The sequence below is a fragment of the Streptomyces sp. ASQP_92 genome, assembly GCF_025399895.1.
In the GTDB taxonomy this organism is placed as follows: domain Bacteria; phylum Actinomycetota; class Actinomycetes; order Streptomycetales; family Streptomycetaceae; genus Streptomyces.
This window is the reverse complement of the sequence record NZ_JAODUA010000008.1, coordinates 39262-60957: the sequence shown is the minus strand read 5'-3', so window position 1 is coordinate 60957 and position 21696 is coordinate 39262. Positions and strand designations below refer to the sequence as shown.

At 71.2% G+C, this 21696-nt stretch carries 24 protein-coding genes; 11 read left to right on the top strand and 13 right to left on the bottom strand.

Features of this window, described 5'->3' with window-relative positions:
- Window positions 1-11: 11 nt before the first annotated feature.
- From N4G70_RS18935 to N4G70_RS18925, 3 genes are all read right to left on the bottom strand, one after another.
- Complete coding sequence (locus tag N4G70_RS18935; RefSeq protein ID WP_261713844.1) at window positions 12-602, bottom strand: N-acetylmuramoyl-L-alanine amidase; 591 nt, start codon at window positions 600-602, stop codon at window positions 12-14.
- Window positions 603-727: 125 nt separating this feature from the next.
- Complete coding sequence (locus N4G70_RS18930) at window positions 728-1918, bottom strand: globin domain-containing protein (RefSeq protein WP_261713843.1); 1191 nt, start codon at window positions 1916-1918, stop codon at window positions 728-730.
- An 89-nt stretch (window positions 1919-2007) separates the two neighbouring features.
- Window positions 2008-2451, bottom strand: a complete 444-nt coding sequence (locus N4G70_RS18925; RefSeq protein ID WP_261713842.1) for an Rrf2 family transcriptional regulator — start codon at window positions 2449-2451, stop codon at window positions 2008-2010.
- Between the two features lie 248 nt (window positions 2452-2699).
- Between N4G70_RS18925 and N4G70_RS18920 the strand changes: the two genes are divergently transcribed.
- The 3 genes from N4G70_RS18920 (at window position 2700) to N4G70_RS18910 (ending at window position 6621) form a co-directional block, all read left to right on the top strand.
- A complete protein-coding gene (locus tag N4G70_RS18920) occupies window positions 2700-4097 on the top strand; it encodes a family 2B encapsulin nanocompartment shell protein (RefSeq protein WP_261713841.1) in 1398 nt (465 codons plus the stop codon).
- A gap of 66 nt (window positions 4098-4163) precedes the next feature.
- Window positions 4164-5204: a family 2 encapsulin nanocompartment cargo protein polyprenyl transferase gene (locus N4G70_RS18915; RefSeq protein ID WP_399036106.1), complete on the top strand. Its 1041-nt coding sequence runs from the start codon at window positions 4164-4166 to the stop codon at window positions 5202-5204.
- A 193-nt stretch (window positions 5205-5397) separates the two neighbouring features.
- Window positions 5398-6621, top strand: a complete 1224-nt coding sequence (locus tag N4G70_RS18910) for an MFS transporter (RefSeq protein ID WP_261713839.1) — start codon at window positions 5398-5400, stop codon at window positions 6619-6621.
- 8 nt (window positions 6622-6629) lie between these two features.
- Here N4G70_RS18910 and N4G70_RS18905 read toward each other — a convergent pair whose 3' ends face one another.
- Window positions 6630-7268, bottom strand: a complete 639-nt coding sequence (locus N4G70_RS18905) for a TetR/AcrR family transcriptional regulator (RefSeq protein ID WP_261713838.1) — start codon at window positions 7266-7268, stop codon at window positions 6630-6632.
- Window positions 7269-7376: 108 nt separating this feature from the next.
- On the opposite strand from N4G70_RS18905, the gene N4G70_RS18900 reads away from it, so the two are divergent.
- Window positions 7377-7958: a dihydrofolate reductase family protein gene (locus tag N4G70_RS18900; protein ID WP_261713837.1), complete on the top strand. Its 582-nt coding sequence runs from the start codon at window positions 7377-7379 to the stop codon at window positions 7956-7958.
- A 57-nt stretch (window positions 7959-8015) separates the two neighbouring features.
- On the top strand, window positions 8016-8462 hold the full coding sequence (locus tag N4G70_RS18895; RefSeq protein WP_261713836.1) for a DUF6304 family protein: 447 nt from the start codon (window positions 8016-8018) through the stop codon (window positions 8460-8462).
- A gap of 112 nt (window positions 8463-8574) precedes the next feature.
- Here the strand turns inward: N4G70_RS18895 and N4G70_RS18890 are convergent, their stop codons facing one another.
- From N4G70_RS18890 to sodN, 3 genes are all read right to left on the bottom strand, one after another.
- The gene (locus N4G70_RS18890) at window positions 8575-8985 is read right to left on the bottom strand and encodes a VOC family protein (RefSeq protein WP_261713835.1); all 411 of its coding nucleotides are present in this window, start codon (window positions 8983-8985) and stop codon (window positions 8575-8577) included.
- A 47-nt stretch (window positions 8986-9032) separates the two neighbouring features.
- The gene (gene cpt / locus N4G70_RS18885) at window positions 9033-9587 is read right to left on the bottom strand and encodes a chloramphenicol phosphotransferase CPT (protein ID WP_261714026.1); all 555 of its coding nucleotides are present in this window, start codon (window positions 9585-9587) and stop codon (window positions 9033-9035) included.
- Between the two features lie 195 nt (window positions 9588-9782).
- Window positions 9783-10178 carry a superoxide dismutase, Ni gene (gene sodN, locus N4G70_RS18880; RefSeq protein WP_053730656.1) on the bottom strand — a complete coding sequence of 132 codons (396 nt, stop codon included), beginning with the start codon at window positions 10176-10178 and terminating at the stop codon, window positions 9783-9785.
- A 175-nt stretch (window positions 10179-10353) separates the two neighbouring features.
- Here sodN and sodX point away from each other — a divergent pair, with 175 nt between their 5' ends.
- Window positions 10354-10779 carry a nickel-type superoxide dismutase maturation protease gene (sodX, locus tag N4G70_RS18875; RefSeq protein ID WP_261713834.1) on the top strand — a complete coding sequence of 142 codons (426 nt, stop codon included), beginning with the start codon at window positions 10354-10356 and terminating at the stop codon, window positions 10777-10779.
- Here the strand turns inward: sodX and N4G70_RS18870 are convergent.
- Window positions 10698-11312 carry a CGNR zinc finger domain-containing protein gene (locus N4G70_RS18870; RefSeq protein WP_261713833.1) on the bottom strand — a complete coding sequence of 205 codons (615 nt, stop codon included), beginning with the start codon at window positions 11310-11312 and terminating at the stop codon, window positions 10698-10700. The genes sodX and N4G70_RS18870 overlap by 82 nt on opposite strands.
- 185 nt (window positions 11313-11497) lie before the next feature.
- Here N4G70_RS18870 and N4G70_RS18865 point away from each other — a divergent pair, with 185 nt between their 5' ends.
- Complete coding sequence (locus tag N4G70_RS18865) at window positions 11498-12187, top strand: trans-aconitate 2-methyltransferase (protein WP_261714025.1); 690 nt, start codon at window positions 11498-11500, stop codon at window positions 12185-12187.
- Window positions 12188-12246: 59 nt separating this feature from the next.
- Here N4G70_RS18865 and N4G70_RS18860 read toward each other — a convergent pair whose 3' ends face one another.
- The 3 genes from N4G70_RS18860 to N4G70_RS18850 are packed head-to-tail and all read right to left on the bottom strand — an operon-like array spanning window position 12247 to window position 14944.
- Entirely contained in the window at window positions 12247-13014 is a 768-nt protein-coding gene (locus tag N4G70_RS18860; protein WP_053730660.1) for an amino acid ABC transporter ATP-binding protein, read from the bottom strand.
- Window positions 13015-13018: 4 nt separating this feature from the next.
- The gene (locus N4G70_RS18855) at window positions 13019-13954 is read right to left on the bottom strand and encodes an amino acid ABC transporter permease (protein WP_261713832.1); all 936 of its coding nucleotides are present in this window, start codon (window positions 13952-13954) and stop codon (window positions 13019-13021) included.
- 27 nt (window positions 13955-13981) lie between these two features.
- Window positions 13982-14944, bottom strand: a complete 963-nt coding sequence (locus N4G70_RS18850; RefSeq protein WP_261713831.1) for an ABC transporter substrate-binding protein — start codon at window positions 14942-14944, stop codon at window positions 13982-13984.
- Between the two features lie 615 nt (window positions 14945-15559).
- Here N4G70_RS18850 and N4G70_RS18845 point away from each other — a divergent pair.
- From N4G70_RS18845 to N4G70_RS18830, 4 genes are all read left to right on the top strand, one after another.
- A complete protein-coding gene (locus N4G70_RS18845; protein WP_120721426.1) occupies window positions 15560-16777 on the top strand; it encodes an NADP-dependent malic enzyme in 1218 nt (405 codons plus the stop codon).
- A 175-nt stretch (window positions 16778-16952) separates the two neighbouring features.
- Window positions 16953-17918, top strand: a complete 966-nt coding sequence (locus N4G70_RS18840) for a zinc-binding dehydrogenase (RefSeq protein WP_261713830.1) — start codon at window positions 16953-16955, stop codon at window positions 17916-17918.
- Window positions 17919-18056: 138 nt separating this feature from the next.
- Window positions 18057-18266, top strand: a complete 210-nt coding sequence (locus tag N4G70_RS18835; protein ID WP_120721424.1) for an HTH domain-containing protein — start codon at window positions 18057-18059, stop codon at window positions 18264-18266.
- On the top strand, window positions 18266-18817 hold the full coding sequence (locus N4G70_RS18830; protein ID WP_261713829.1) for a Clp protease N-terminal domain-containing protein: 552 nt from the start codon (window positions 18266-18268) through the stop codon (window positions 18815-18817). Before N4G70_RS18835 ends, N4G70_RS18830 begins: the two co-directional genes overlap by 1 nt.
- Window positions 18818-19592: 775 nt before the next feature.
- On the opposite strand, the gene N4G70_RS18825 is transcribed toward N4G70_RS18830, so the two are convergent.
- Entirely contained in the window at window positions 19593-20654 is a 1062-nt protein-coding gene (locus N4G70_RS18825; protein ID WP_261713828.1) for a PadR family transcriptional regulator, read from the bottom strand.
- A gap of 1 nt (window position 20655) precedes the next feature.
- Window positions 20656-21645, bottom strand: a complete 990-nt coding sequence (locus tag N4G70_RS18820; protein ID WP_261713827.1) for a DUF4097 family beta strand repeat-containing protein — start codon at window positions 21643-21645, stop codon at window positions 20656-20658.
- Window positions 21646-21696: the final 51 nt, after the last annotated feature.

The following is a 21696-nucleotide window of genomic DNA, read 5'->3' as shown; positions in this document are numbered from 1 at the left end:
CCTTCCGCCGGTCACTTCAGGCGCTCGTGCACCCGCTCCCGCAGCCAGTCCATCGTGAAGCCGCTCGGGTCCACCTTGCCGACCTGCCACTCCTTGTGGCCGATGACCGAGCGCTCCGTCCAGCCGTAGTGGCGGCACACGGCCGCGGCCGCCTTCACGATGGCGTCGAGCTGGGCCGCGGGCCACGGGTCCTCGCCGTCACCGAGGTTCTCGCACTCGAAACCGTAGAAATGGGTGTTGCCGTCGGTGTTGTTCGTCACCGGCGGCGGCAGCCGCTTCTCGGCGATCACGGCGCGCAGCACGTCGCCGTCGCCCGCGCCCGCGTGGTTCGCGCGGCCGTTGCCGACCAGGTGCACCGTGCCGTTCTTGGTGATCACCCCGTGGCAGAGCGGCCCGGGCAGCGCGTCGTAGCCGTCGTAGCAGAGGCGGACCGTGGCGTCGGCGCCGTGGGTGGCGGTGTGGTGGATGACGACGCCGTTGACCGGGCCCCAGCCGCCGTGGCCGGCCCGGTTATGAGTGCGCCACTGGCCGACCTCGACAACGGTGAGGCCCTCGGCGCGCAGGGCGGCGAGGAATTGGTCTGCGGACAGGGGAGGGGCCATGGCCGCCTCCTTCCAGAGCGGTGCGGACTGTCTCGTACCGCTTGTACCCCAACTCCCGCTATGGGGCGATCTGTTCGGTTTGCCGAGCGAGCCGATCCGGACAGGCGTGGCTCGCGGGGAGTGGATCAGTGCTGGGCCAGCCACAGGTCGGGTCCGAACACCTCGTAGTGGATGTCGGCCGCCGGTACGCCCTTGGCGAGGAGCTGGCCGCGCACCGCCCGCATGAAGGGGAGCGGGCCGCAGAGGTAGGCGCGGGTGCCCGGCAGGACCGGGAGCGCGGCGAGGTCCATCAGGCCGGTGCGGTCGGCGGGGTGGCCCGGACCGGGCGCCTCGTACCAGAAGTGGGCCGCCGCGTCAGGGAGTTGGGCCGTGAACGCCGTGTGCTCCTCGCGCAGCGCGTGCGCGGCGGGGGAGCGGTCGGCGTGCGCCACGGTCACCGGGGCGCGGTGCCCGTCGGCCGCCAGCCGCTCCAGCATCGACACCATCGGCGTGCAGCCGATCCCGGCCGAGGCGAGCAGCAGCGGCGCCTCGTCGCCGTCGAGGACGAGATCGCCGTACGGGGCCGAGACGCGCAGCCGGTCGCCCTCGCGGAGCCGGGCGTGCAGGTGGCCGGAAACCTCCCCGTCCGGGTCGCCCTGGACGCGCTTGACGGTGAGGGAACGCAGCTCGCCCCCGGGGGCCGAGCGCAGGCTGTACTGGCGTATCTGGCGGGCGCCGTCGGGGAGTTCGACCTGGACGGAGACGTACTGGCCCGGGCGGAAGGCGGGCGCGGGCGCGCCGTCGGCGGGGCGCAGCCGGAAGGTGGCGCAGTCGGGGGTCTCCTCGACGCGGGCCGCCACGGTCCACTCGCGCCAGACGTCCCCGGCGAGCAGGCCCCGCTCCTCGTACAGCCGGGTCTCGGCGGCGATCAGTCCGTTCGCCATCAGCCAGTACACCTCGTCCCACGCGCCGGCGACCTCGGGCGTTACCGCCGCGCCGAGCACCTCGGCGATCGCGGCGAACAGGTGCTGGTGGACGACCCTGTACTGGTCGGCGGTGACGCCGAGCGAGGCGTGCTTGTGGGCGATCCGGCTCAGCATCACATCCGGGCGCTCTTCGGGGTGGTCCACGAGATACGTCGCGAAGGCGGCGATGGAACCGGCGAGCGCCTGCCTCTGGAGGCCGGACGCCTGGTTGCCCCGGTTGAACAGATCGCGCAGTAGCTCGGGGTGGGCCGCGAAGAGACGTTGGTAGAAGCGCTCGGTGATGGTGTCGATGGCCGCCGCGACGGCGGGCAGGGTGGCGCGTACGGTCACGGTCGACTTTTCGGACAGCATCGACGGGCTCCTTCTGTGAAATTGGCAGGCAGAATGCATATTAAAGGCCGTGAGGAAGGCGGCGCGGGCCGGTGGGCGGCCGCGCGGTGTCAGCGGCTGGTGATGCCGATCAGGAGGGGGCCGGTCGGCGAAGCCACGAGATCCTCCACGGTGAGCTCGTCCAGGGAGTCGTAGAACGCCTCCCTCGCGCGGTGCAGCGCCCGGCGCAGCCGGCAGGCCGCGACCAGCGGGCAGGGCGCCGCCCCTTCGCACTCCACGACCTCGGCGGGCCCTTCGAGTTCGCGCACCAGGCCGCCCACGGAGGCGAGTCGGCCGGCCGTGGTCAGCACGAGCCCGCCGCCCCGGCCGCGCCGCGCCTCGATGAGGGAGAGGTGCTGGAGCCGGGCGACGACCTTCGCGGTGTGCGTGTACGGGATCCGCATCGAGTCCGCCACCTCGCGCGTGGTGGGCGGGGCCTGGTCGTCGGCGTGCTCGATGACCGCGAGGCGCATCAACACCCGCAGCGCCAGATCGGTGAATCTCGTCAACCGCATGCGAGCACCGTAGATAACTTGCATGCCGCGTGCAAATTAGATCGCCCGTGCTCGGCGTCGGTTATCGGCCGGGTGGCTGCCGGGCCGACGGTGGAGGCCGCGCGGGGACTGTTCGAAGACTTCGCGTGCTGCCCCTCCCGTCGATGCTCTAACCCCACTCATTTGAGTAATGGCGGTGGGACTCTCTGTGATGGAAGTGTTCTCAGGGCAGTCCGGCTTGAAGATCGTGAACGCTCAGAAGGAGTCACATGTCCGTCGAGGCAGGCCCCGAGAACCGCGCCCAGCAGAGTCTCGGCACCGCTGCCGCGCGAAACTTGGCGACCACCACCAAGTCCGCGCCGCAGATGCAGGAGATCACCTCCCGTTGGCTCCTGCGGATGCTGCCGTGGGTCCAGGTGCAGGGCGGTACATACCGGGTCAACCGACGCCTCAGCTACTCGGTGGGAGACGGGCGGATCACCTTCGTCCAGACCGGCGAGCGGGTCGCCGTCATCCCCGCCGAACTGGGTGAGCTGCCCGCCCTGCGGGACTTCGAGGACGAGGCGGTGCTCGGCGAGCTCGCCAACCGCTGCGAACAGCGCGACTACGCCGCGGGCGAGGTCATCGCCACCGCGGGCGACGTCACCGACCGCGTGTACCTGCTCGCGCACGGCCGCGTCGAGAAGGTCGGCACCGGCCAGTACGGCGACGAGACGGCGCTGGGATTCCTCGCGGACGGAGCGCACTTCGGCGAGCGGGCCCTGGTCTCCGGCGAGGCCGCGTGGGAGTGCACCTTCCGCGCCACCACCGGCTGCACCGTGCTGATCCTGAGCCGCGCCGACGTGCTCAACCTCGCCGAGCGCTCCGACGCGCTGCGCGACCACCTCGCGGCGGTCTCGGCACTGCCGGAACAGCGCACCAACAACTACGGCGAAGCGGCGATCGACCTCTCCGCCGGACACGTCGGTGAAGCGGTCATCCCGCACACCTACGTCGACTACGAGGGCGCGCCCCGCGAGTACGAACTCTCCGTGGCCCAGACCGTGTTGAAGGTCCACAGCCGCGTCGCCGACCTCTACAACCAGCCGATGAACCAGACCGAGCAGCAGCTCAGGCTCACGGTCGAGGCGCTGCGCGAGCGCCAGGAGCACGAGCTCATCAACAACCGCGAGTTCGGTCTCCTGACCAACTGCGACTACGGCCAGCGCCTCCAGCCGCACGACGGCGTGCCGAGCCCCGACGACATGGACGAGCTGCTCTCCCGCCGGCGCGGCAACAAGCTCTTCCTCGCCCACCCGCGGGCGATCGCCGCCTTCGGGCGCGAGTGCAACAAGCGCGGCCTGGTGCCCGAGTCGGTGGAGGTCGCCGGCAACCACGTGCCCGCCTGGCGCGGGGTGCCGATCTTCCCGTGCAACAAGATCCCGGTCAGCGACGCCCGTACGACCTCGATCATCTGCATGCGTACCGGCGAGGCCGAGCAGGGCGTCATCGGTCTCCAGCAGTCGGGCATCCCGGACGAGATCGAGCCCAGCCTGTCGGTCCGCTTCATGGGCATCGACGAGCAGGCGATCATCTCCTACCTCGTCACCGCCTACTACTCGGCCGCGATCCTGGTCCCCGACGCGCTCGGCGTCCTGGAGAACGTCGAGGTCAGCCGCTGGCGGTGAGCCTCCGGTCCGGGCGCGCCGGCTCCGGCGCGCCCGTGCCGCCGTCAACCCCGAGGAAGGGCACACCTGTTGGCAAGGCCGGAAACCGTGGAGGGCCGTGAGGCCGTAGATCTGCTCGAACGCACCCGTACCGCCGTCACCCCGCATCTGCGCTCCACCGTCGAGTCGCTGCCCGGCCCCCTGCGACGGGTGGCGATGTACCACTTCGGCTGGGAGCACGCGGACGGCACCCCGGCAGGCACCCCGGCCGGCACACCGATCCGGCCGGCCCTCGTCCTGGCGGCCGCCACCGCGCTCGGGGGCCGACCGGAGGCCGCCGTGCGGGCGGCCGCGGCCGTCGAACTCGTCCACCACTTCACCCTGCTCCACGACGACGTCATCGACGAGGACGCGACGCCCCGCGAGCGCCCCACCGCCTGGACCGTCTTCGGTACCCCGGACGCCGTCCTCGTCGGCGACGCGCTGCTCGCTCTCGCGCTCCGGCTCGTGGCGGACGAGGGCCTCCTCGTGTCCGCCGCCGCCTCGGCCCGGCTCGCTGCCTGCGTCGTCGAACTCTGCGCCGGCCAGCAGGCCGACCGCGCCTTCGAGCATCGCGGCCCGCGCGACGTCTCGCTCGACGCGTGCCTCACCACGGCGATGGCGAAGACCGGGGCGCTGCTCGGCTGCGCCTGCGCGCTCGGCGCGCTCTACGCGGGCGCGGGCGAGGAAGAGGTCGCCGCCATGGACGCGTTCGGCCGGGAGGCCGGGCTCGCCTTCCAGCTCATCGACGACCTCATCGGGATCTGGGGCGACGCCGGACGTGCCGGGAAACCCGCGGGCGCCGACCTCGCCGGGCACAAGAAGTCGCTGCCCGTCGTCGCCGCGCTGAGCTCGGGCACCCCGGCGGCGGCCGAACTCGCCGAGCTGTACCGGGGCCCGATGGGGGCCGACGCGGTCGCCCGGGCCGCCGACGCGGTGGACCGCGCGGGCGGCCGCGACTGGGCCCAGATCCACGCCGCCGACCGGATGGCCCGCGCCATCGACCACCTCTCCCGCGCCGTTCCCGACCTGGCGGCGGCGGGCGAACTGCTCGCCCTGGCCGAGTTCGTGACCCGCCGAGGCCCGTGATCCGCTGCGGCTCGTGTCTCGCGGGAGCCCGTGACTCGCCGCGAGCCGCGACCCGCCGGGGCTCGGTAATTGGCGGTGCGGGACCCGGCGGTCAGGCCGGTCGTAACCGGTATCCCCGCCGTACGGAATGGCCCAGGCAGACCGGGTCCAAGTGGCCCCAACACCGGGCCATTCGACTTGATTTGATGAGGGCATGCCCTCTCGACTCCTGCCGCCGGCCGGCCCCGCCCGCGGCCTCGCCGCCGCCCAGCTCGTCAACTCGCTGGGCGACGGCGCCTTCCTCGTCACCTCGGCGCTGTACTTCAGCCGCGTGGTCGGCCTCTCGCCCACCCGTATCGGCCTCGGTCTGACCCTCGCCTGGGCCGTCGGCGCGCTCGCCGGGGTGCCGCTCGGACAGCTCGCGGACCGGCGCGGACCGCGCACCGTGGCCGTCCTGCTCGCCACCGCCACCGGCGCCTCGGTCGCGGCCTTCCTCGTCGTCCGGGGCTTCCTCCCCTTCGTGCTCGCCGCCTGCTGCTACGCGACCGCCCAGACCGGCCTCGCCGCCGCCCGCCAGGCGCTCCTGGCCGCCCTCGTGGACCGCACCGACCGCACCCATGTCCTCGCGCACCTCCAGTCCACGCTGAACGCCGGACTCGCCGTCGGCGCCGCGTTCGGCGGGGTCGCGCTGCACTACGGCACCCGGACCGCCTACCTCACGGTGTTCGCCCTGGACGCGGCCGCCTTCCTGCTCTGCGCGCTCGTCCTGCTCCGGTTGCCCGTGGTGCCGCCGAGGGCGGCGACCCCGAACCGGGGCCCTCGGTTCGCGGTGCTGCGCGACCGGCCCTACGCCCTGGTCACCCTCCTCAACACGCTGCTCCTGCTGCGGATGCCGCTGATCAGCCTCGCCATCCCGCTGTGGACCGTGACCCGCACCGACGCGCCCGGCTGGCTGGTGTCCGCCCTGCTGGTGCTCAACACCGGCGCCGTGATGCTCTTCCAGGTCCGTACCGCGTCGGCCGTACGCGACCTGCCCAGCGCGGCGCGGACCGTGGCGCGTGGCGGGGTCCTGATGCTCGCCTCCTGCGCGGTGTTCGCGCTGAGCGCGGTCGGGGCGCCCGGCTGGGTCGCCGTCCTGGTGCTGCTCGTCGCGGGCGGGCTCCAGGTGGCGGGCGAGATGATGCAGTCTGCGGGCGCCTGGCAGATCGGCTTCGACCTCGCCCCGGCCGACCAGCAGGGCCAGTACCAGGGCTTCTTCGGCATGGGCGTGCCGCTGGCCAGGATGCTCGGCCCGCTGCTGCTCACCGCGCTCGTCATCGACTGGGGCGTCCCCGGCTGGCTCTTGCTGGGCGCCCTGTTCCTCGCCGCGGGCCTCGCCCTCGGTCCCGCGGTCCGCTGGGCCGAGCGCGACAACTCGGCCGTGCTGACCGTCAGTTGAGGGCTCGCTCAGGCGGGCACGATGCGATCGACGATGAGACGTACGAGCCGGGTGGTCTCGGGGTCGACCACCTCGACACTCACCAACTCGCCCTCCGACAGGCCCTGTTCGTCCCCCTCCGCTCCCACCGCGCCGAACATTCCCGGCAGCGTGAAGGTCTCGACGAGCAGCCCGTTCACGGCGAGGTACAGCAGCCGGACGGTGTCGGCGTCGCCCGGCAGGCCGGACTCCACATGGAACTTGATGTTGGCCTCCAGGTCCGCGCGCAGGGCGCGGGTCAGCTCCGCCCGCAACGCGGGCCGACGAGTGGCCTCCAGGCGCAGCTCCAGCATGGCCAGACAGCCGGTGCGCTCGGCGGTCATGCGCCGCACCACCCAGTGCGTCAGCGAGGCGACCAGCTCGCGCGAGGGCCCCGGCCGCATCACCTCGGCCACCTCGGCCGGATCCGGCGCCATGCGGACGTGGATGTGCCGGCCGGCCTGGGTGAACAGGTCGTCCCGGCTGCTGAAGTAGTTGGACGAGGTGCCCGCCGGGACGCCCGCCTCCGCGTCGACGGCGCGAAAGGTGAGGCCACGCGCTCCTTCGCGTGCGAGCACTTCGATCGCCGCGTCCACGAGGGCCGTTCGCCGTTCGGGGTTTCTGACCACGCCGGAACTCCTCTGCCGGAAAAGGGGGTTGCGCAACCACTACACCTGAAGCACTATAACTGTCGTGGTCAGCGGTGAAGGCCACGCCCCCGAGCCCAAGAGGTCAGTTTGCGCAAGCTCTCGTATTTCATCGGCATGTCCCTCGACGGCTTCATCGCGGGCCCCGATGGCGAGATCCAGTTCCTGTTGGACCAGCTGTCCCCGGCGTACCTGGAGTACCTGAAGGCCGCATGGCCGGAGACGCTCGCCACGCCCGGCCGGCGGTACTTCGGCTGCGACGACGCCGAGAACACCCACTACGACACCGTCCTGATGGGCCGGGCCACCTACGCTCTGGGGCTCAAGGACGGCCTGTCCAATCCGTACGCCCATCTCGCGACATATGTCTTCTCCCGGAGCCTCACTCAACCCCCGCACCCGGACGTCGAGTTGGTGGCCGGCGATCCCGTGGCCAAGGTGCGCGAGCTGAAGCGACAGGACGGCCTCGGCATCTGGCTGTGCGGCGGCGGCGACCTCGCCGGTCAGCTCGCCGAGGAGATCGACGAGCTGGTCATCAAGACCTATCCGGTGCTGGCGGGCGCCGGAATCCGGATGGTGTCGGGTGAATTCGCCGCCCGGCAGTTCGAGTTGACCGAGTCGCGATCGTTCGACAACGGGGCGCTCGTGGCGAAGTACGCAAGGAAGCGGTAACACCCATTTCGGTCACCCCCTGTGACGAACAGCAGGGTGCGCCGCTAATCTCCGCCCATGACACCACAGTCATGGGCGGGTTGGTATCGGGACCGCCTAGGATCAGAAGCGCTGACGATCACCACTGACGGGACGCAACTGCGGACCCGGATCAGGGGGGTCGACTTCGCCGGAGCGAGCTTCGACTCGCTCGGCCCGGTACCGGGGATACCGGCGGAGAGCGGCACGTTCGCGCTCGACGGCGGGAACCTCCGTGACTTCGTACTCGAATGGGACATGCCCGTGCCCATCGCCTCCGACGACGGCGCGGTCCAGCAGGCCACCCTCAGCTGCCTGCTCTCCCTGAAACCGCCGGAGCCCGACCTCGGGGTCGCCCTGCACTACGGGGGAGCGGTGTACGCCAGCGGGCGCGCCGAGCTGGACTTCGGGTCCGTACTCGACGACATCCGGCGCCAACTCCCTTCCGGCTCACGCCTCCAGCCGTCCCTCCTGGACGCCATCTGACCTTCACCGTCCCCGTTGTGTTCCTCCCGCGGCCGTCGTGCGGCGGGGAGTCCTCAGGGCTCCCCGCCGCACGACGGCCGCTCTGCGTCCCCCGGGCTTTCGGGGCCGGCCCCTAGTACGTCTGGAGCTCCACCAGATTCCCGTCCGGGTCCAGGATGTGCGCGGCCCGCAGTCCGGGGCCCCACTCGGGCAGGTCCCGCGCGGGTTCGGCCACGGTGCCGCCCGCCTTCACGCAGAGCGGGACCGCGGCGTCCAGGGCCTCCCGGGTGGCCAGGTGGATCACGAGGGACGCGCCCCCGCTCGGCACCCGCTCCCGGCCGAGCGCGGAGACCATCGCGGCCCGGGTGAACAGCGCGAGCGCGGTCCGGCCGTCAGGGGCGTCCCAACTGGCGTATCCGGACGTGGAGTTGCCGCGTGCGAGGGTGCAGCCGGTGAGCCCGGGCAGTATGGCCTCGTAGAAGCGGAACGCCGCTTCGTAGCGGTCGGCGAGAAGCCGGGGGTACGGAGGCTCCAGAGATTCCATGCCCTCGAAGCTAACCCGGAAGGCGACCGTCCGAGGCGTCCCCTCCGTCACGCCTCCCGACCACGAGCCCCGCGTACGTGCTGCGCGTACCGCTCGGCGATCAGCAGGGCACAGGCCATGGGCTCTCTGGCGGCCGAGTCGACCTCCATGTCGTAGCCCACCCCGAGGTGGACGGACTCGGCCTGGGCGCGGGCCATGCCGGGGACCCGGTCGCCGCGCGCGGCCTCGCGGCCGGCCGCGGTGTCGGGGTCGCAGCGGACGCCGACCCAGAGCGCGTCGAGCCCGTCGAGCGCGTGCAGCCAGCGCTTCTGCCCGCCGGCGCCGTCGAGGAAGACCTCGTCGAGCACCACGTGGGCGCCGGCCCGCACCATCGCGGCGACGCCGAGCGCCCAGGCGTCCGAGAGCCGGCGGTACTCGGGGCCGACGCCCACCGACCCGTCGGGCCGTATGTCGAGACCGCCGTCGCCCTCGCGCAGCGCAGCGGGCATGGCCGCGTCCAGCGAGTCCACGCCGAAGGTGAGCCAGGCCCCCGGCAGCACGTCCTGGAGGCACCGGGCGATCCCGGACTTGCCGGAACTCGACCCTCCGTTGAGCACGATCACCCGGCAGCGGGGCGTACGCATCCGATCCGTCACGGACGCCACCGTAGAACGGGCGCCCCCGCCCGGCCAACCGGATTCCCGCGCCCGTACGGCGACAGCGAGAAGGGCCCGGCCGGCGAACCGGTCGGGCCCTTCTCGCTGTGCCGGGACCGAGGCGATCGGGGATCGCGCACGGCCACGCGGACTCGGCCCGGGTCAGGCCTTCTTGGTCTCCCAGAAAATGCGGTCGATCTCGGCGATGAGGTCGAGCGCCTTCTGGCCGGTCGCCGGGTCGGTCGACGCCTTGGCGGCCGAGAGGGCCTTCAGGGTGTCGTTGACCAGCTGGTGCAGCTCCGGGTACTTCTCGAAGTGCGGGGGCTTGAAGTAGTCGCTCCACAGCACCGAAACGTGGTGCTTGGCGAGCTCGGCGCGCTGTTCCTTGATGACCACGGCACGGGCACGGAAGTGCGCGTCCTCGTTGGCCTGGAACTTCTCCTGCACGGCCTTGACCGACTCCGCCTCGATGCGGGCCTGGGCCGGGTCGTACACGCCGCAGGGCAGGTCGCAGTGCGCGCTGACCTTCACCTTGGGGGCAAACAGGCGGGAAAGCATTGAGCTGTCCTTCCTCGTGATCGTCTTCTCAGGTGGGACATTACTCGGTGAGAGACGGGATTTCGCGGGTGCCCCCATGGGCTTAGGTCAAAAGTCCAGGGTCGTCCTCGGACCCGTGGCGGAACGTACCGTGGGAGTGGCGGCGGGGTGCCGGTGGCCGGGAGGTGGGTGACGTATGACGGATGAGGGGCGGGAGCCGAGCGCGCTGTTGGGGATCGCCGAGGTCCTGGGGACCTCGATGGTTCCCACGCTGCTGCACGGGGACCAGCTACTGGTGCACTACGGGGCCGAGTTGCGGGCCGGGGACGTGGCGGTGCTGCGCCACCCCCTGCAACAGGACCTGCTCATCGTCAAGCGCCTGATGGAGCTGCGCGAGGGCGGCTGGTGGGTGCTCGGGGACAACACCGACGACGAGGCCGTGGACAGCAGGGCGTTCGGCACGGTGCCGTTCGACCTGGTGCTCGGCCGGGTGCGCGGACGGTTCCGGCCGATGACGGCCGGACGCCGGCGCACCCTCGGCTACGTGGCGTCCTGGGCGCTCTCCTCGGTGCGGCCGGTGCTCTCCGACCGGTCGGTCTCCAGGCGTTTGCGGGCCCGGTAGGCGGCCACATTGGCCCGGGTCGCACAGCGGTCCGAGCAGTAGCGGCGCGAGCGGTTGGTCGAGGTGTCCAGGTAGGCGTTGCGGCACGGCGCCGCCTGGCACAGGCCGAGCCGGTCGACCCCGTACTCCGTGAGGTGGAAGGCGAGCCCCATGGAGGCGATCGCCGCGTAGCCCGCCGTGGCGTTCGAGGGGTGGTCGGCGAGGTGCATGTGCCACAGGGGGCGGTCGTCCTCGTCGCGGTGCTCGTGGCCCGAGACCTGCGGGCTGACGGGGAATTCGAGGAGCAGCGAGTTGAGCAGGTCCACCGCCTGGACCTCCTCGCCCCGGTCGGCCGCCTCGAAGACCGCCCGCAGCCGGGCCCGGACCGAACGGAAGCGCGTCACATCCGCGTCCGTGGCCCGGCGGGCCGCCGACTTGTTGCCGCCGAACAGTTCGCGCACCGCGTCGACCGAGGTCAGGGCGTCCTTGTTGCGGGCCGGCTCCTCGGTGTTGACCAGACGCACGGCATAGTCCGAGTAATAGGCCAGTTCCACTTGTAGTCCTTACGGCGGCGGTCTAGGGTCTGGAGTGTTCGCAGGTAACGGCTGTATGCCCTTTGAGGGTATTACAGGTGGCTTTCTTGGGAGGGATCACGGTGTCGGAGACTGGGGCGGAAGCCGGGACGAGCACCGACTGGCGGGGCTGGCAGGACAGCTGGGACCGCCAGCAGGAGTGGTACATGCCGGACCGGGAGGAGCGCTTCCGGATCATGCTCGACATGGTCGAGGCCTGCGTCGGTCCCGCGCCGCGCGTGCTCGACCTCGCGTGCGGTACGGGGAGTATTACGGACCGGCTCCTCAAGAGGTTCCCGGACGCCGTCAGCACCGGGGTGGATCTGGACCCCGCGCTCCTCGCCATCGCCGAGGGCACCTTCGCCGGGGACGACCGGGTCACCTTCGTGACGGCCGACCTCAAGGACCCGCACTGGGCCCGGTCGCTCCCGTACGACTCCTACGACGCCGTGCTCACCGCGACCGCCCTGCACTGGCTGCACAGCGCTCCGCTCGCCGCGCTGTACGGACAGATCGCCGAACTCGTCCGCGACGGCGGTGTGTTCATGAACGCCGACCACATGATCGACCCCGCGACCCCGCGCATCAACGCGGCCGAACGCGCCCACCGCCACGCCCGGATGGACCGCGCCCAGGCCGACGGCGCCCTCGACTGGGCCCAGTGGTGGGCGCTGGCCGCGAAGGACCCGGCCCTCGCCGAGCCCACCGCCCGGCGGTACGAGATCTACGGGGAGCACGCCGACGGCGACATGCCCTCGGCGGGCTGGCACGCCGAGGCGCTGCGCGCGGCCGGATTCGCCGAGGCCCGCCCGGTATGGGCCTCGCCCTCCGACACCCTGCTCCTCGCCCTCAAGTAGCCCATGGAAAAAGGGGGGTTACAGGCCAGAGCCCGTAACCCCCCTTCCGTCGGGGCGAGTTACAGCACCTTCGACAGGAACGACTTCGTGCGGTCGTGCTGAGGGTTCGTCAGAACGTCGCGCGGGTTGCCGGCTTCGACCACCACGCCGTCGTCCATGAAGACCAGCGAGTCGCCGACCTCACGCGCGAAGCCCATCTCGTGGGTGACCACGATCATCGTCATGCCGTCCTCGGCGAGACCCCGCATGACGTCCAGGACGTCACCCACCAGCTCGGGGTCGAGCGCGGACGTCGGCTCGTCGAAGAGCATCAGCTTCGGCTGCATCGCAAGCGCACGGGCGATCGCCACGCGCTGCTGCTGGCCGCCGGAGAGCTGCGAGGGGTAGTTGCCCGCCTTGTCGGCGAGGCCCACCCGGTCGAGCAGCTTCAGGGCCCGCTCACGGGCCACCGCCTTGGACTCCCGCTTGACCTGGACCGGCGCCTCCATGACGTTCTCGACGGCCGTCATGTGCGGGAACAGGTTGAAGCGCTGGAAGACCATGCCGATGTCCCGCCGCTTCAGGGCGACTTCGCTGTCCTTGAGCTCGTACAGCTTGTCTCCCTTCTGGCGGTACCCGACCAGATCGCCGTCGACGTAGAGCCGCCCGGCGTTGATCTGCTCCAGGTGGTTGATGCACCGCAGGAAGGTCGACTTCCCGGAACCCGAGGGGCCGATGAGGCAGAACACCTCGCCCTCGGCCACCTCCAGGTCGATGCCCTTGAGGATGTGGGCGGGGCCGAACGACTTGTGGACGCCCTCCGCCTTGACCATCGGTTGTGCAGTCATGGGGTCACCGCCGCCACTGGGAGAGGGAGAGCAGGTTCGACTTGATGCGCTCCAGCGGCGTGGGCGGCAGGGCGCGCAGCGAACCGCGGGCGAATCGGCGCTCCAGGTAGTACTGGCCGACGCTGAACACACTGGTCAGAGCCAGGTACCAGATCGAGGCGACGAAGAGCATCTCCATCACCGCGAACGAGGTCGCGGCGACGTCCTGGGCGCTGCGCAGCAGATCCTGGTACTGGACGGCGACGACGAGCGACGACGTCTTGAGCATGTTGATGAACTCGTTGCCCGTCGGCGGGATGATCACCCGCATCGACTGGGGGAGCACCACGCGGCGCATGGTCTGCATCTGCGTCATGCCGAGCGCGTGCGAGGCCTCGGTCTGGCCCTCGTCCACCGACTGGATGCCGGCCCGGACGATCTCCGCCATGTACGCGCCCTCGTTGAGGCCGAGGCCGAGCAGGGCGGCGAGGAACGGAGTCATGACCGCGGTCATGTAGTCCTTGTAGAACCCCAGGTTCAGGATCGGGAAGATCAGCGCCAGGTTGAACCAGATGAGGAGCTGTACATAGACCGGGGTGCCGCGGAAGAACCAGATGTACAGCCAGGCGACCGAGCTGGTCACCGGGTTCTTCGAGAGCCGCATCACGGCGAACAGCACGCCGAGGATCAGACCCACGGCCATCGAGACGACGCTGATGAGCACGGTGTGCCACAGGCCGGTCAGGATGCTGGTGTCGAACAGCTTGTCCGTCACGGTGGCCCAGCGCACATTGCCCTGGGCGAACGCGTACCCGAGCGCGCCGAGCACGGCGACGACGACCACGGCGCTGATCCAGCGGCCGTAGTGGCGCACCGGGATGGCCCGGATGACGTCCGGGGGGACCTGCTCCGGCGCGGCGTCCGCCGGGCCGGAGGGGGTCTTGTCGAGCTTGTCAGTCACAGCGACTGCCCTTCAGTGGTGCGCGGGTCAGGAGCCGCCGTTGATGGCTGCCTTGGTGACGGCGCCCTGTGCGCCGCCCCACTTGTCGATGGCCGTCTTGTAGGTGCCGTCCGCGATGATCGCGTCCAGCGCCGCCGAGAGGGCGTCCCGCAGCTGGGTGTTCTTCTTGTCGACCGCGATGCCGAAGGGGCCCGCGTCCGACTTGTTGGCGACCGCCTCGAAGTCGGCGCCGCCGCCCGCGGTCTTCGCGATGTACGCGGCCACCGGGGAGTCGTTCAGGTCGGCCACCGCGCCGCCGGCCTTGACACGGGTCTGCGCCTCGGCGTCGGTGGCGTACGGCTCGAAGGCCAGCTCGCCCTTGCCGTCCGTCTTGCACTTGGCGGCGAGGTCCTTGGCGGCCTGCTCGTAGGTGGTGCCGCGCTGCACGGCGATCTTCTTGCCGCACAGGTCCTCGGTGGACTTGATGCCCTCCGGGTTGCCCTTCTTGACCAGGATGCCGGTGCTCGCGGTGTAGTAGTCGACGAAGTCGACGCCCGTACCGGTCTTCTTGCCGTCCTTGTCAAGGCCCTGCTGGCGGGCCTTGGTGTCGCTCACCGAGGACATGACCGCGTCGTAGCGGCCGGTCGGCAGCGCGCCGAGCAGGGTGTCGAAGGTGCCGCTGGTGAACTCGAACTTCACACCGAGCTGCTTGCCGAGGGCCGCGGCGATGTCGGGGTCGATGCCGACGATCTTCTCGCCCTCCTTGAACTCCATGGGGGCGTACGTGGCGTCCGTACCGATCTTGATGACGCCGGCCTTCTGGATGTTCGCGGGGAGCTTGGAGAAGAGCGGGGCGGACTTCGAGGCGCCGCCCGAGGACTCGGGGGCGGAGCCCTTCTTGGTCTGGTCACCGCAGCCGGTGACCAGCAGGGCGCCCGCGACCGCGATCGCGCCGACCGCGGCAATCCGGGACTTGGAGGCGGTCGTACGGCGGGTGGTGCTTGCGGTCATGGTCGGGTTCCTCCGGCAGATGTTGAGTGGAGTGGCCATGGAGTGCGTGCGGCGACGAACGCACAGGTCCTGGCGGTGGTCGTGCACGCATCCTCGGGTGTCGCGACCGCGGTGTGAACCGCGTGTGAAGTCGCATCTTGCCATTCGGACCTCGGAAATCGGCGTCGCAGCCATGTCAAAATCGGATAACGGGTCACCCCCCGAACCCGACAGGCCGAGATACCAAGGCCCCACGGGCCGGACCATGTGCGGGAACCGCCCCCGGCGGCCGGAAAATCTCCGGTTCATCTCGCGTTGTGGACACGTTTCACGCCGCGTATCGGAAGTGTCGTGACATCACGCCAAGAGTCGTGTCACGGTACGGAGGCCGCTTGCGACGGAGCGTCGGCGCTGGGCCAATATGGACTCGTCGGCGGACGTCACTGTCCGGTAAGAAGGATCCTTACACCCCTCATCCGGGGCTCAGGGCGCGTGTGCGGCGCGCCCGCGCGTACGTACCTCCTCCCCGCGGGGCGGGCCAACCGCCCTCAGCGGGGCACGTACGCGGGTCCGCCCACCCCTCCTCAACAAGGAGTGGCCACCCTCAACTGATGAAGACTTAAGGGGTACAACAACATGGCAGCGGAGATCGTCAATCCTCGCAGCGACAGCAGCCCGGAGGCCTACGGAGATTCCGTCGACGCCTTCGATCCGGCCTTCGCGCTCCACCGCGGCGGCAAGATGGCCGTGCAGGCCACCGTGCCGATCCGCGACAAGGACGACCTGTCCCTCGCCTACACGCCGGGCGTCGCCAAGGTGTGCAGCGCGATCGCGGAGAACCCGGAGCTGGTCCACGACTACACCTGGAAGTCGCAGGTCGTCGCCGTCGTGACGGACGGCACCGCGGTGCTCGGGCTCGGTGACATCGGCCCGGAGGCGTCCCTCCCGGTCATGGAGGGCAAGGCGATCCTCTTCAAGCAGTTCGGCGGCGTCGACGCGGTTCCGATCGCGCTCGCGACCACGGACACGGACGAGATCATCGAGACCGTGGTCCGGCTCGCCCCGTCCTTCGGTGGGGTGAACCTGGAGGACATCTCCGCCCCCCGCTGCTTCGAGATCGAGCGCCGGCTCCAGGAGGCCCTGGACATCCCGGTCTTCCACGACGACCAGCACGGCACGGCCGTCGTCACCCTGGCCGCCCTGCGCAACGCGGCGAAGCTCACCGGACGCACCCTCGGCGATCTGCGCGCGGTGATCTCCGGCGCCGGCGCGGCCGGTGTCGCCATCGCCAAGTTCCTGCTCGAAGCGGGCCTCGGTGATGTGGCGGTCGCGGACCGCAAGGGCATCGTCAGCAGCGACCGCACCGACCTCACGGACGTCAAGCGCGAGCTCGCCGAGCTCACCAACAAGGCGGGCCTGAGCGGCTCCCTGGAGACGGCGCTGGCCGGCGCCGACGTCTTCATCGGCGTCTCCGGCGGTACGGTCCCCGAGCCCGCGGTCGCCTCCATGGCGCCGGGCGCCTTCGTCTTCGCGATGGCCAACCCGAACCCCGAGGTGCACCCCGACATCGCGCACAAGTACGCCTCGGTCGTGGCCACGGGTCGCTCGGACTACCCGAACCAGATCAACAACGTCCTCGCCTTCCCCGGCATCTTCGCGGGCGCCCTCCAGGTCCGGGCCTCCCGGATCACCGAGGGCATGAAGATCGCCGCGGCGAACGCGCTGGCCGACGTCGTGGGCGACCAGCTCGCCGCGGACTACGTCATCCCGTCCCCGTTCGACGAGCGGGTCGCCCCCGCGGTCACGGCGGCGGTGGCGGCCGCGGCCCGCGCCGAGGGTGTGGCGCGGCGGTAGCGGTACGGGTTCCGCCGGTAGCCGGTAGCCGGTAGCCGGACGTGCCGGGCTTCCCTTGCGGGGAGCCCGGCACGGCTGTTTTCGGGGCGGGGGTTCCTCGTGCCACCGCGGCGTGCGGGGCGTCACAGCCGTGGGAGGTTCCGGCGGCCGGGCCGCGCACCCTAGGGTCAGGGCCATGTTCGCCGCATACGCCGCCCGCATCGACCGTGACCAGCCGCTCAGCGGCCTTGAGTTGGGGGAGCGCCCGGCCCCCGAGGTACGCCCCGGCTGGAGCCTGATCGACGTACGGGCCGCCTCCCTCAACCACCACGACGTCTGGTCGCTGCGCGGGGTCGGCCTCAGCGGGGACAAGCTGCCGATGATCCTCGGCTGCGACGCGGCCGGAGTCGACCAGGACGGCAACGAGGTCGTCCTGCACTCGGTGATCGGCCAGAGCGGCCACGGAGTCGGCCCCACCGAGGGCCGCTCGATCCTCACCGAGAAGTACCAGGGCACCTTCGCCGAGCAGGTCACCGTGCCGACCTGGAACGTCCTGCCCAAGCCGAAGGGGCTGAGCTTCGCGGAGGCCGCCTGTCTGCCGACCGCGTGGCTGACGGCGTACCGGATGCTGTTCACCAACGCCGGTGTCCGGCCCGGGGATTCGGTCCTGGTGCAGGGGGCGGGCGGCGGCGTCGCCACGGCCGCGATCGTGCTGGGCAAGGCCGCGGGCCTGCGGGTCTTCGCCACCAGCCGCGACGAGAACAAGCGCAAGCGGGCCGTGGAGCTGGGCGCGGTCGAGGCGTACGAGTCCGGTGCGCGGCTGCCGCAGCGCGTGGACGCGGTGATCGAGACGGTGGGGGCCGCGACCTGGTCCCACTCGGTCAAGTCGCTGCGCCCCGGCGGCACTCTGGTCATCTCGGGCGCCACCAGTGGCGACCGCCCCGCGCACGCCGAACTGACCCGCATCTTCTTCCTCGAACTCAAGGTCGTCGGCTCGACGATGGGCACCAAGGACGAGCTGGAGGACCTGCTGGCCTTCTGCTCGGCGACGGGAGTACGCCCCGTGATCGACGAGGTGCTCCCGCTGGACCGGGCGCGGGAGGGCTTCGAGAAGGTGGCGGCGGGGGACGTGTTCGGGAAGGTGGTCCTCACCACGGGCTGAGACCGGTTCCCCGAAGTTCCGTGGCCGCGGCCCCGCGTGTACGAAGACGCGGGGCCGCGGCCTTTCGCTTGGGAACCTTTGCCCCGCCCTTGTCAACGTTGGTTGACAGGAGGGTCATGTCAACGTAAGTTGACACGCATGACCGAGGCCACCGATCTCGCCGCACGAGCCGGCGATCGCGACCCCAGGATCGGGCTGCGAGCCGTCGCCGCGCTGCGCCGACTCCTTGAACAGCTCGAATCCGTACAGGTACGAAGCGCCCGCAATCAGGGCTGGTCATGGCAGGAGATCGCCACCGAGCTGGGGATCAGCCGTCAGGCCGTCCACAAGAAGCACGGGAGGAATTGATGTTCGAGCGATTCACGGTGGACGCGCGTGGTGTCGTGACGGGTGCGGTCGAGCACGCCTCGCGGGCCGGGTCCCCGGTGGTGACCGAGGAACACCTGCTCCTGGCCCTGCTCGACCGCGAGGGCACCAAGGCGGCCTTCGCGCTCGCGTCCCTCGGGGTCACCGCTCGCCGCGGCGAGGTGGTCGAGGCCTTGGCCGCCGCGCGGCGGCGGGGCGGCCTGTCCAAGGCGGACACGGCGGCCCTGTCCGAACTCGGCATCTCCGTCGAGGAGATCGTCACGAAGGTGGAACAGACCCATGGCCACGGCGCGCTGGCCGACGCCCCCCGGGGCAAGGCGTGGCCCTCGGGCCGGCCCTCCTTCACGAAGGAGGCGAAGAAGGTCCTGGAGAAGGCGTTGCGCATCGCCCTGGCACACAAGCAGAAGCACATCGGGGACGAGCACCTGCTGCTCGCGGTGGCGGCGGGGCCGGGGGTGGTGGGGGAGGTGCTTGCGGAGTTCGGGGGGACGTATGGGGGTGTGGAGAGGGTGCTGTTCGCCTCGACGGGGTGAGTGGTTGCCGGTGCTTGCGCCTGGGGAGTGCGGGGTTGGGTGTCTGGTACGTCGCACCCTTGAAACCCGCTGTCACGTGCGGGTCGTGGTCGCTTTTCGCGCAGTTCCCCGCGCCCCTGTGGCGCGTTGGGTGCTGAGGGGCCGGGGTGGTTCTGGCGTGTTCCGCGTGCCCCTGACACCCGCTGCACTACGGGGGTTCGGGGCGGGTCTGTGCAGTTGCTCGCGTCCTTGCACAGTTGAGCCCGTGCCCGCCTGGGGGCGTGGGCGCTGCATGCGCGGTTCCTCGCGTCCCTGAAACCCGCTGTCACGTGCGAGTCGTGGTCGCTTCTCGCGCAGTTCCCCGCGCCCCTATGGCGCGTTGGGCTCTGAGGGTGTCAGTTCCTCGGGTCGCTTGGGCGAATGGTGCTGGGTGGCATGTTCAGCCCGTCCGGCGTTTGAGGACGAGCGCCGTTCAGGCGCGATGGGGGTTCGGCGGCGGAGCCCCTGAGGGGGTGCGTGCGGGAACCCCAGCGTCCGTTGGGGTTCGAGGGGCGGCGACCCTCCGGGGGCCTGGGGCGCGGGCCCCCGGGGCTCAGCTTTCCCCAACGCGCCGCATGGGCGGGTGGGTGGGCGGCTCCCTGGGGGGCTGGGGCGCAGCCCCAGGGTTCAGCTTTCGCGGCGCGCCGCACGGGCGGGTGGGTGGGCGAACCCCCCGGGGTTCGGGGCGGAGCCCCGAGGGGTGGGTCCGTCAACCCCTTGTACCTGGGGGCCCGGGGCGGAGCCCCCGGAGGTTTCCCTACGCCCCCGGGGGCCGCAACGCCCCCCCGATGCGGACCGCCGCCTCCGCCAAGTGGCGGCGCGCCTCCAGGAGTTGGGGCGGGGTCACCCCGTGATCCCGGGCCGCATCCCGAATGTCGTCCCGGAAACGATCGAGCAACCGGTCGAGATCCCGCGCCGGGTTCCCGGACGGCTCCTCCCGCGCCCACTCCGGCTCCGCCCCACCCTCGGCCTCCACCTTGCCGAGATCCACCCGCTCAACCGTGACATCGGCCGCCGAGGACGCACCCGCCTCGGAACCCGGGGCCGGGGCCGGGGCGGGGCCGAACCCGAACCGGCCCAGCTCCTTGGTGATCTCCGCCAGCCCCTCGCGCACACCCGTCGGCCAGTCCCCCCGCGCGAAGTGCTCCTGCACCTGGCGCTGCACATCGCGCGCGACCCGCTGCATCTCCTCGCGCGCCTTCTCCTGCGCCTCCTTGGCCTGCCGACGTGCCTGCTGGGCCTCGTCGCGGGCCCGCCGGGACTCGTCCTTCGCCCGGCGCGCCTGCTCCTTCCACTCCTGCTTGGCCCGCTTGAACTCCTCCTTCGCCTGCTGCCAGGCCTCCCCGTCGCCCCACGCGCTGTCGAAGAAGTCGGACGCCTCGGGGAACCCCTTCCGGGCACCTCGGCCGGCGCCGGCCGAGGCCTGCCCCGTACGGGCTTCGCGGGCCGCGCGGCGCATGTCCTCGCGGAGGCTGCCCGCCGCGCCGCGTACGTCGTCGCGGATCTCGGCGGCGAGTTCGGAGACGGACTCGCGGATCTCCAGCTCCAGATCGGCGAGTTCACCGCCCCGGCCCGCCAACTCCGCGCGGCCGGCTTCGGTGATCGAGTAGACCTTGCGGCCGCCCTCGGTGGTGTGGGTGACGAGCCCCTCGGCCTCCAGCTTCGCGAGCCGCGGGTAGACCGTGCCGGCGCTGGGCGCGTACAGCCCCTGGAAGCGCTCTTCGAGCAGCCGGATCACCTCGTACCCGTGGCGCGGCGCCTCGTCGAGCAGTTTGAGGAGGTAGAGACGGAGGCGGCCGTGGGCGAAGACGGGGGGCATGTCAGAGCACCTTCTTGGTGGGGTCGGTCGAACTGCCGGCGCTGGGCGACGTGGGCGATCCGCCGGGCGGCGGCGATCCCTCGTCGCCCGCCCCTGCATCCGTCGACTCCGTCGCCTCCGCTGCGTCCACCGGCTCCGTCGGCCTGCGCAGCAACGCGATGGCTCCGGAGACCGTCGTCGCCCTGAGCGTCCCGTTGCCCGCCCCCAGCGTGCCGGTGATCTTCTTCGTACCCCACTGCCCGCTGATCCGCAGGTCCTCGAACGCACTGGAGACGGTCCCGCTCGTGGTGTTCGCCTCGACCCGCGCGTCGGCCGGGTGCGGCAGCCGGATGGCGACCTCGCCGGAGACCGTGGTCAGCCGGATGTCGGTGGCCTTCGTCCCGGGGTCCAGGTCGAGCAGCATGTCACCGCTCACCGACTCCGCCGCCACGCGGCCCCCGGCCCCCTCGACGACCGTGAGATCGCCGGAGACCGACTTGAAGCGGAGCTCGCCGGTGACCGCCTGGGCCTCCAGGTTGCCGGTGACGCTCTCGGCCTTGATCGGGCCCGCGAGCTTGACGAGGGTGGTGTCGCCGCTGACGCCGCGTACCTCCGTACGTCCCCGGATCCCGGAGACCACGGAACCCGCGCCGACCGTGCCGACCTCGACGTCCGCGTCGGCCGGCACGGCGAGCGAGACCACCGCGCTGCGGTTCCAGGCCTTGCGGTCGAGCCACTTCAGGAAGCCGCGCCAGGGCAGATCCTCGTAGGCGACGGTGAGCGTGGAGCCGTCGCGCGTCACGATCAGCGGCGGTCCCTCGATCGAGGAGACCTCAAGGCGGGCGGAACTTTCCTCGGTCCCGACGACGTTCACCGTTCCGTTGACGATGCGCACCTGGAGCTTCGTCACCGGACCGCCGTGGCCGCCGTCCCCGCCATCACCGCCCTGCTCGTCGTGCCCGTCAAAGGTGAGCTTCCGCGGCTCTGGGACGGTCCACGTGGACTCGGACATCTGCTGACCTCCTGGCGCTGCGACCGGGTACTGCAAGACGCAACATATCGC

Coding starts and splice junctions, on each gene's coding strand:
- N4G70_RS18935 (WP_261713844.1), bottom strand. CDS start 602: ATGGCCCCTCCCCTGTCCGCAGACCAATTCCTCGCCGCCCTGCGCGCC.
- N4G70_RS18930 (WP_261713843.1), bottom strand. CDS start 1,918: ATGCTGTCCGAAAAGTCGACCGTGACCGTACGCGCCACCCTGCCCGCC.
- N4G70_RS18925 (WP_261713842.1), bottom strand. CDS start 2,451: ATGCGGTTGACGAGATTCACCGATCTGGCGCTGCGGGTGTTGATGCGC.
- N4G70_RS18920 (WP_261713841.1), top strand. CDS start 2,700: ATGTCCGTCGAGGCAGGCCCCGAGAACCGCGCCCAGCAGAGTCTCGGC.
- N4G70_RS18910 (WP_261713839.1), top strand. CDS start 5,398: ATGCCCTCTCGACTCCTGCCGCCGGCCGGCCCCGCCCGCGGCCTCGCC.
- N4G70_RS18895 (WP_261713836.1), top strand. CDS start 8,016: ATGACACCACAGTCATGGGCGGGTTGGTATCGGGACCGCCTAGGATCA.
- N4G70_RS18890 (WP_261713835.1), bottom strand. CDS start 8,985: ATGGAATCTCTGGAGCCTCCGTACCCCCGGCTTCTCGCCGACCGCTAC.
- sodN (WP_053730656.1), bottom strand. CDS start 10,178: ATGCTTTCCCGCCTGTTTGCCCCCAAGGTGAAGGTCAGCGCGCACTGC.
- sodX (WP_261713834.1), top strand. CDS start 10,354: ATGACGGATGAGGGGCGGGAGCCGAGCGCGCTGTTGGGGATCGCCGAG.
- N4G70_RS18865 (WP_261714025.1), top strand. CDS start 11,498: ATGCCGGACCGGGAGGAGCGCTTCCGGATCATGCTCGACATGGTCGAG.
- N4G70_RS18860 (WP_053730660.1), bottom strand. CDS start 13,014: ATGACTGCACAACCGATGGTCAAGGCGGAGGGCGTCCACAAGTCGTTC.
- N4G70_RS18850 (WP_261713831.1), bottom strand. CDS start 14,944: ATGACCGCAAGCACCACCCGCCGTACGACCGCCTCCAAGTCCCGGATT.
- N4G70_RS18845 (WP_120721426.1), top strand. CDS start 15,560: ATGGCAGCGGAGATCGTCAATCCTCGCAGCGACAGCAGCCCGGAGGCC.
- N4G70_RS18840 (WP_261713830.1), top strand. CDS start 16,953: ATGTTCGCCGCATACGCCGCCCGCATCGACCGTGACCAGCCGCTCAGC.
- N4G70_RS18835 (WP_120721424.1), top strand. CDS start 18,057: ATGACCGAGGCCACCGATCTCGCCGCACGAGCCGGCGATCGCGACCCC.
- N4G70_RS18830 (WP_261713829.1), top strand. CDS start 18,266: ATGTTCGAGCGATTCACGGTGGACGCGCGTGGTGTCGTGACGGGTGCG.
- N4G70_RS18825 (WP_261713828.1), bottom strand. CDS start 20,654: ATGCCCCCCGTCTTCGCCCACGGCCGCCTCCGTCTCTACCTCCTCAAA.
- N4G70_RS18820 (WP_261713827.1), bottom strand. CDS start 21,645: ATGTCCGAGTCCACGTGGACCGTCCCAGAGCCGCGGAAGCTCACCTTT.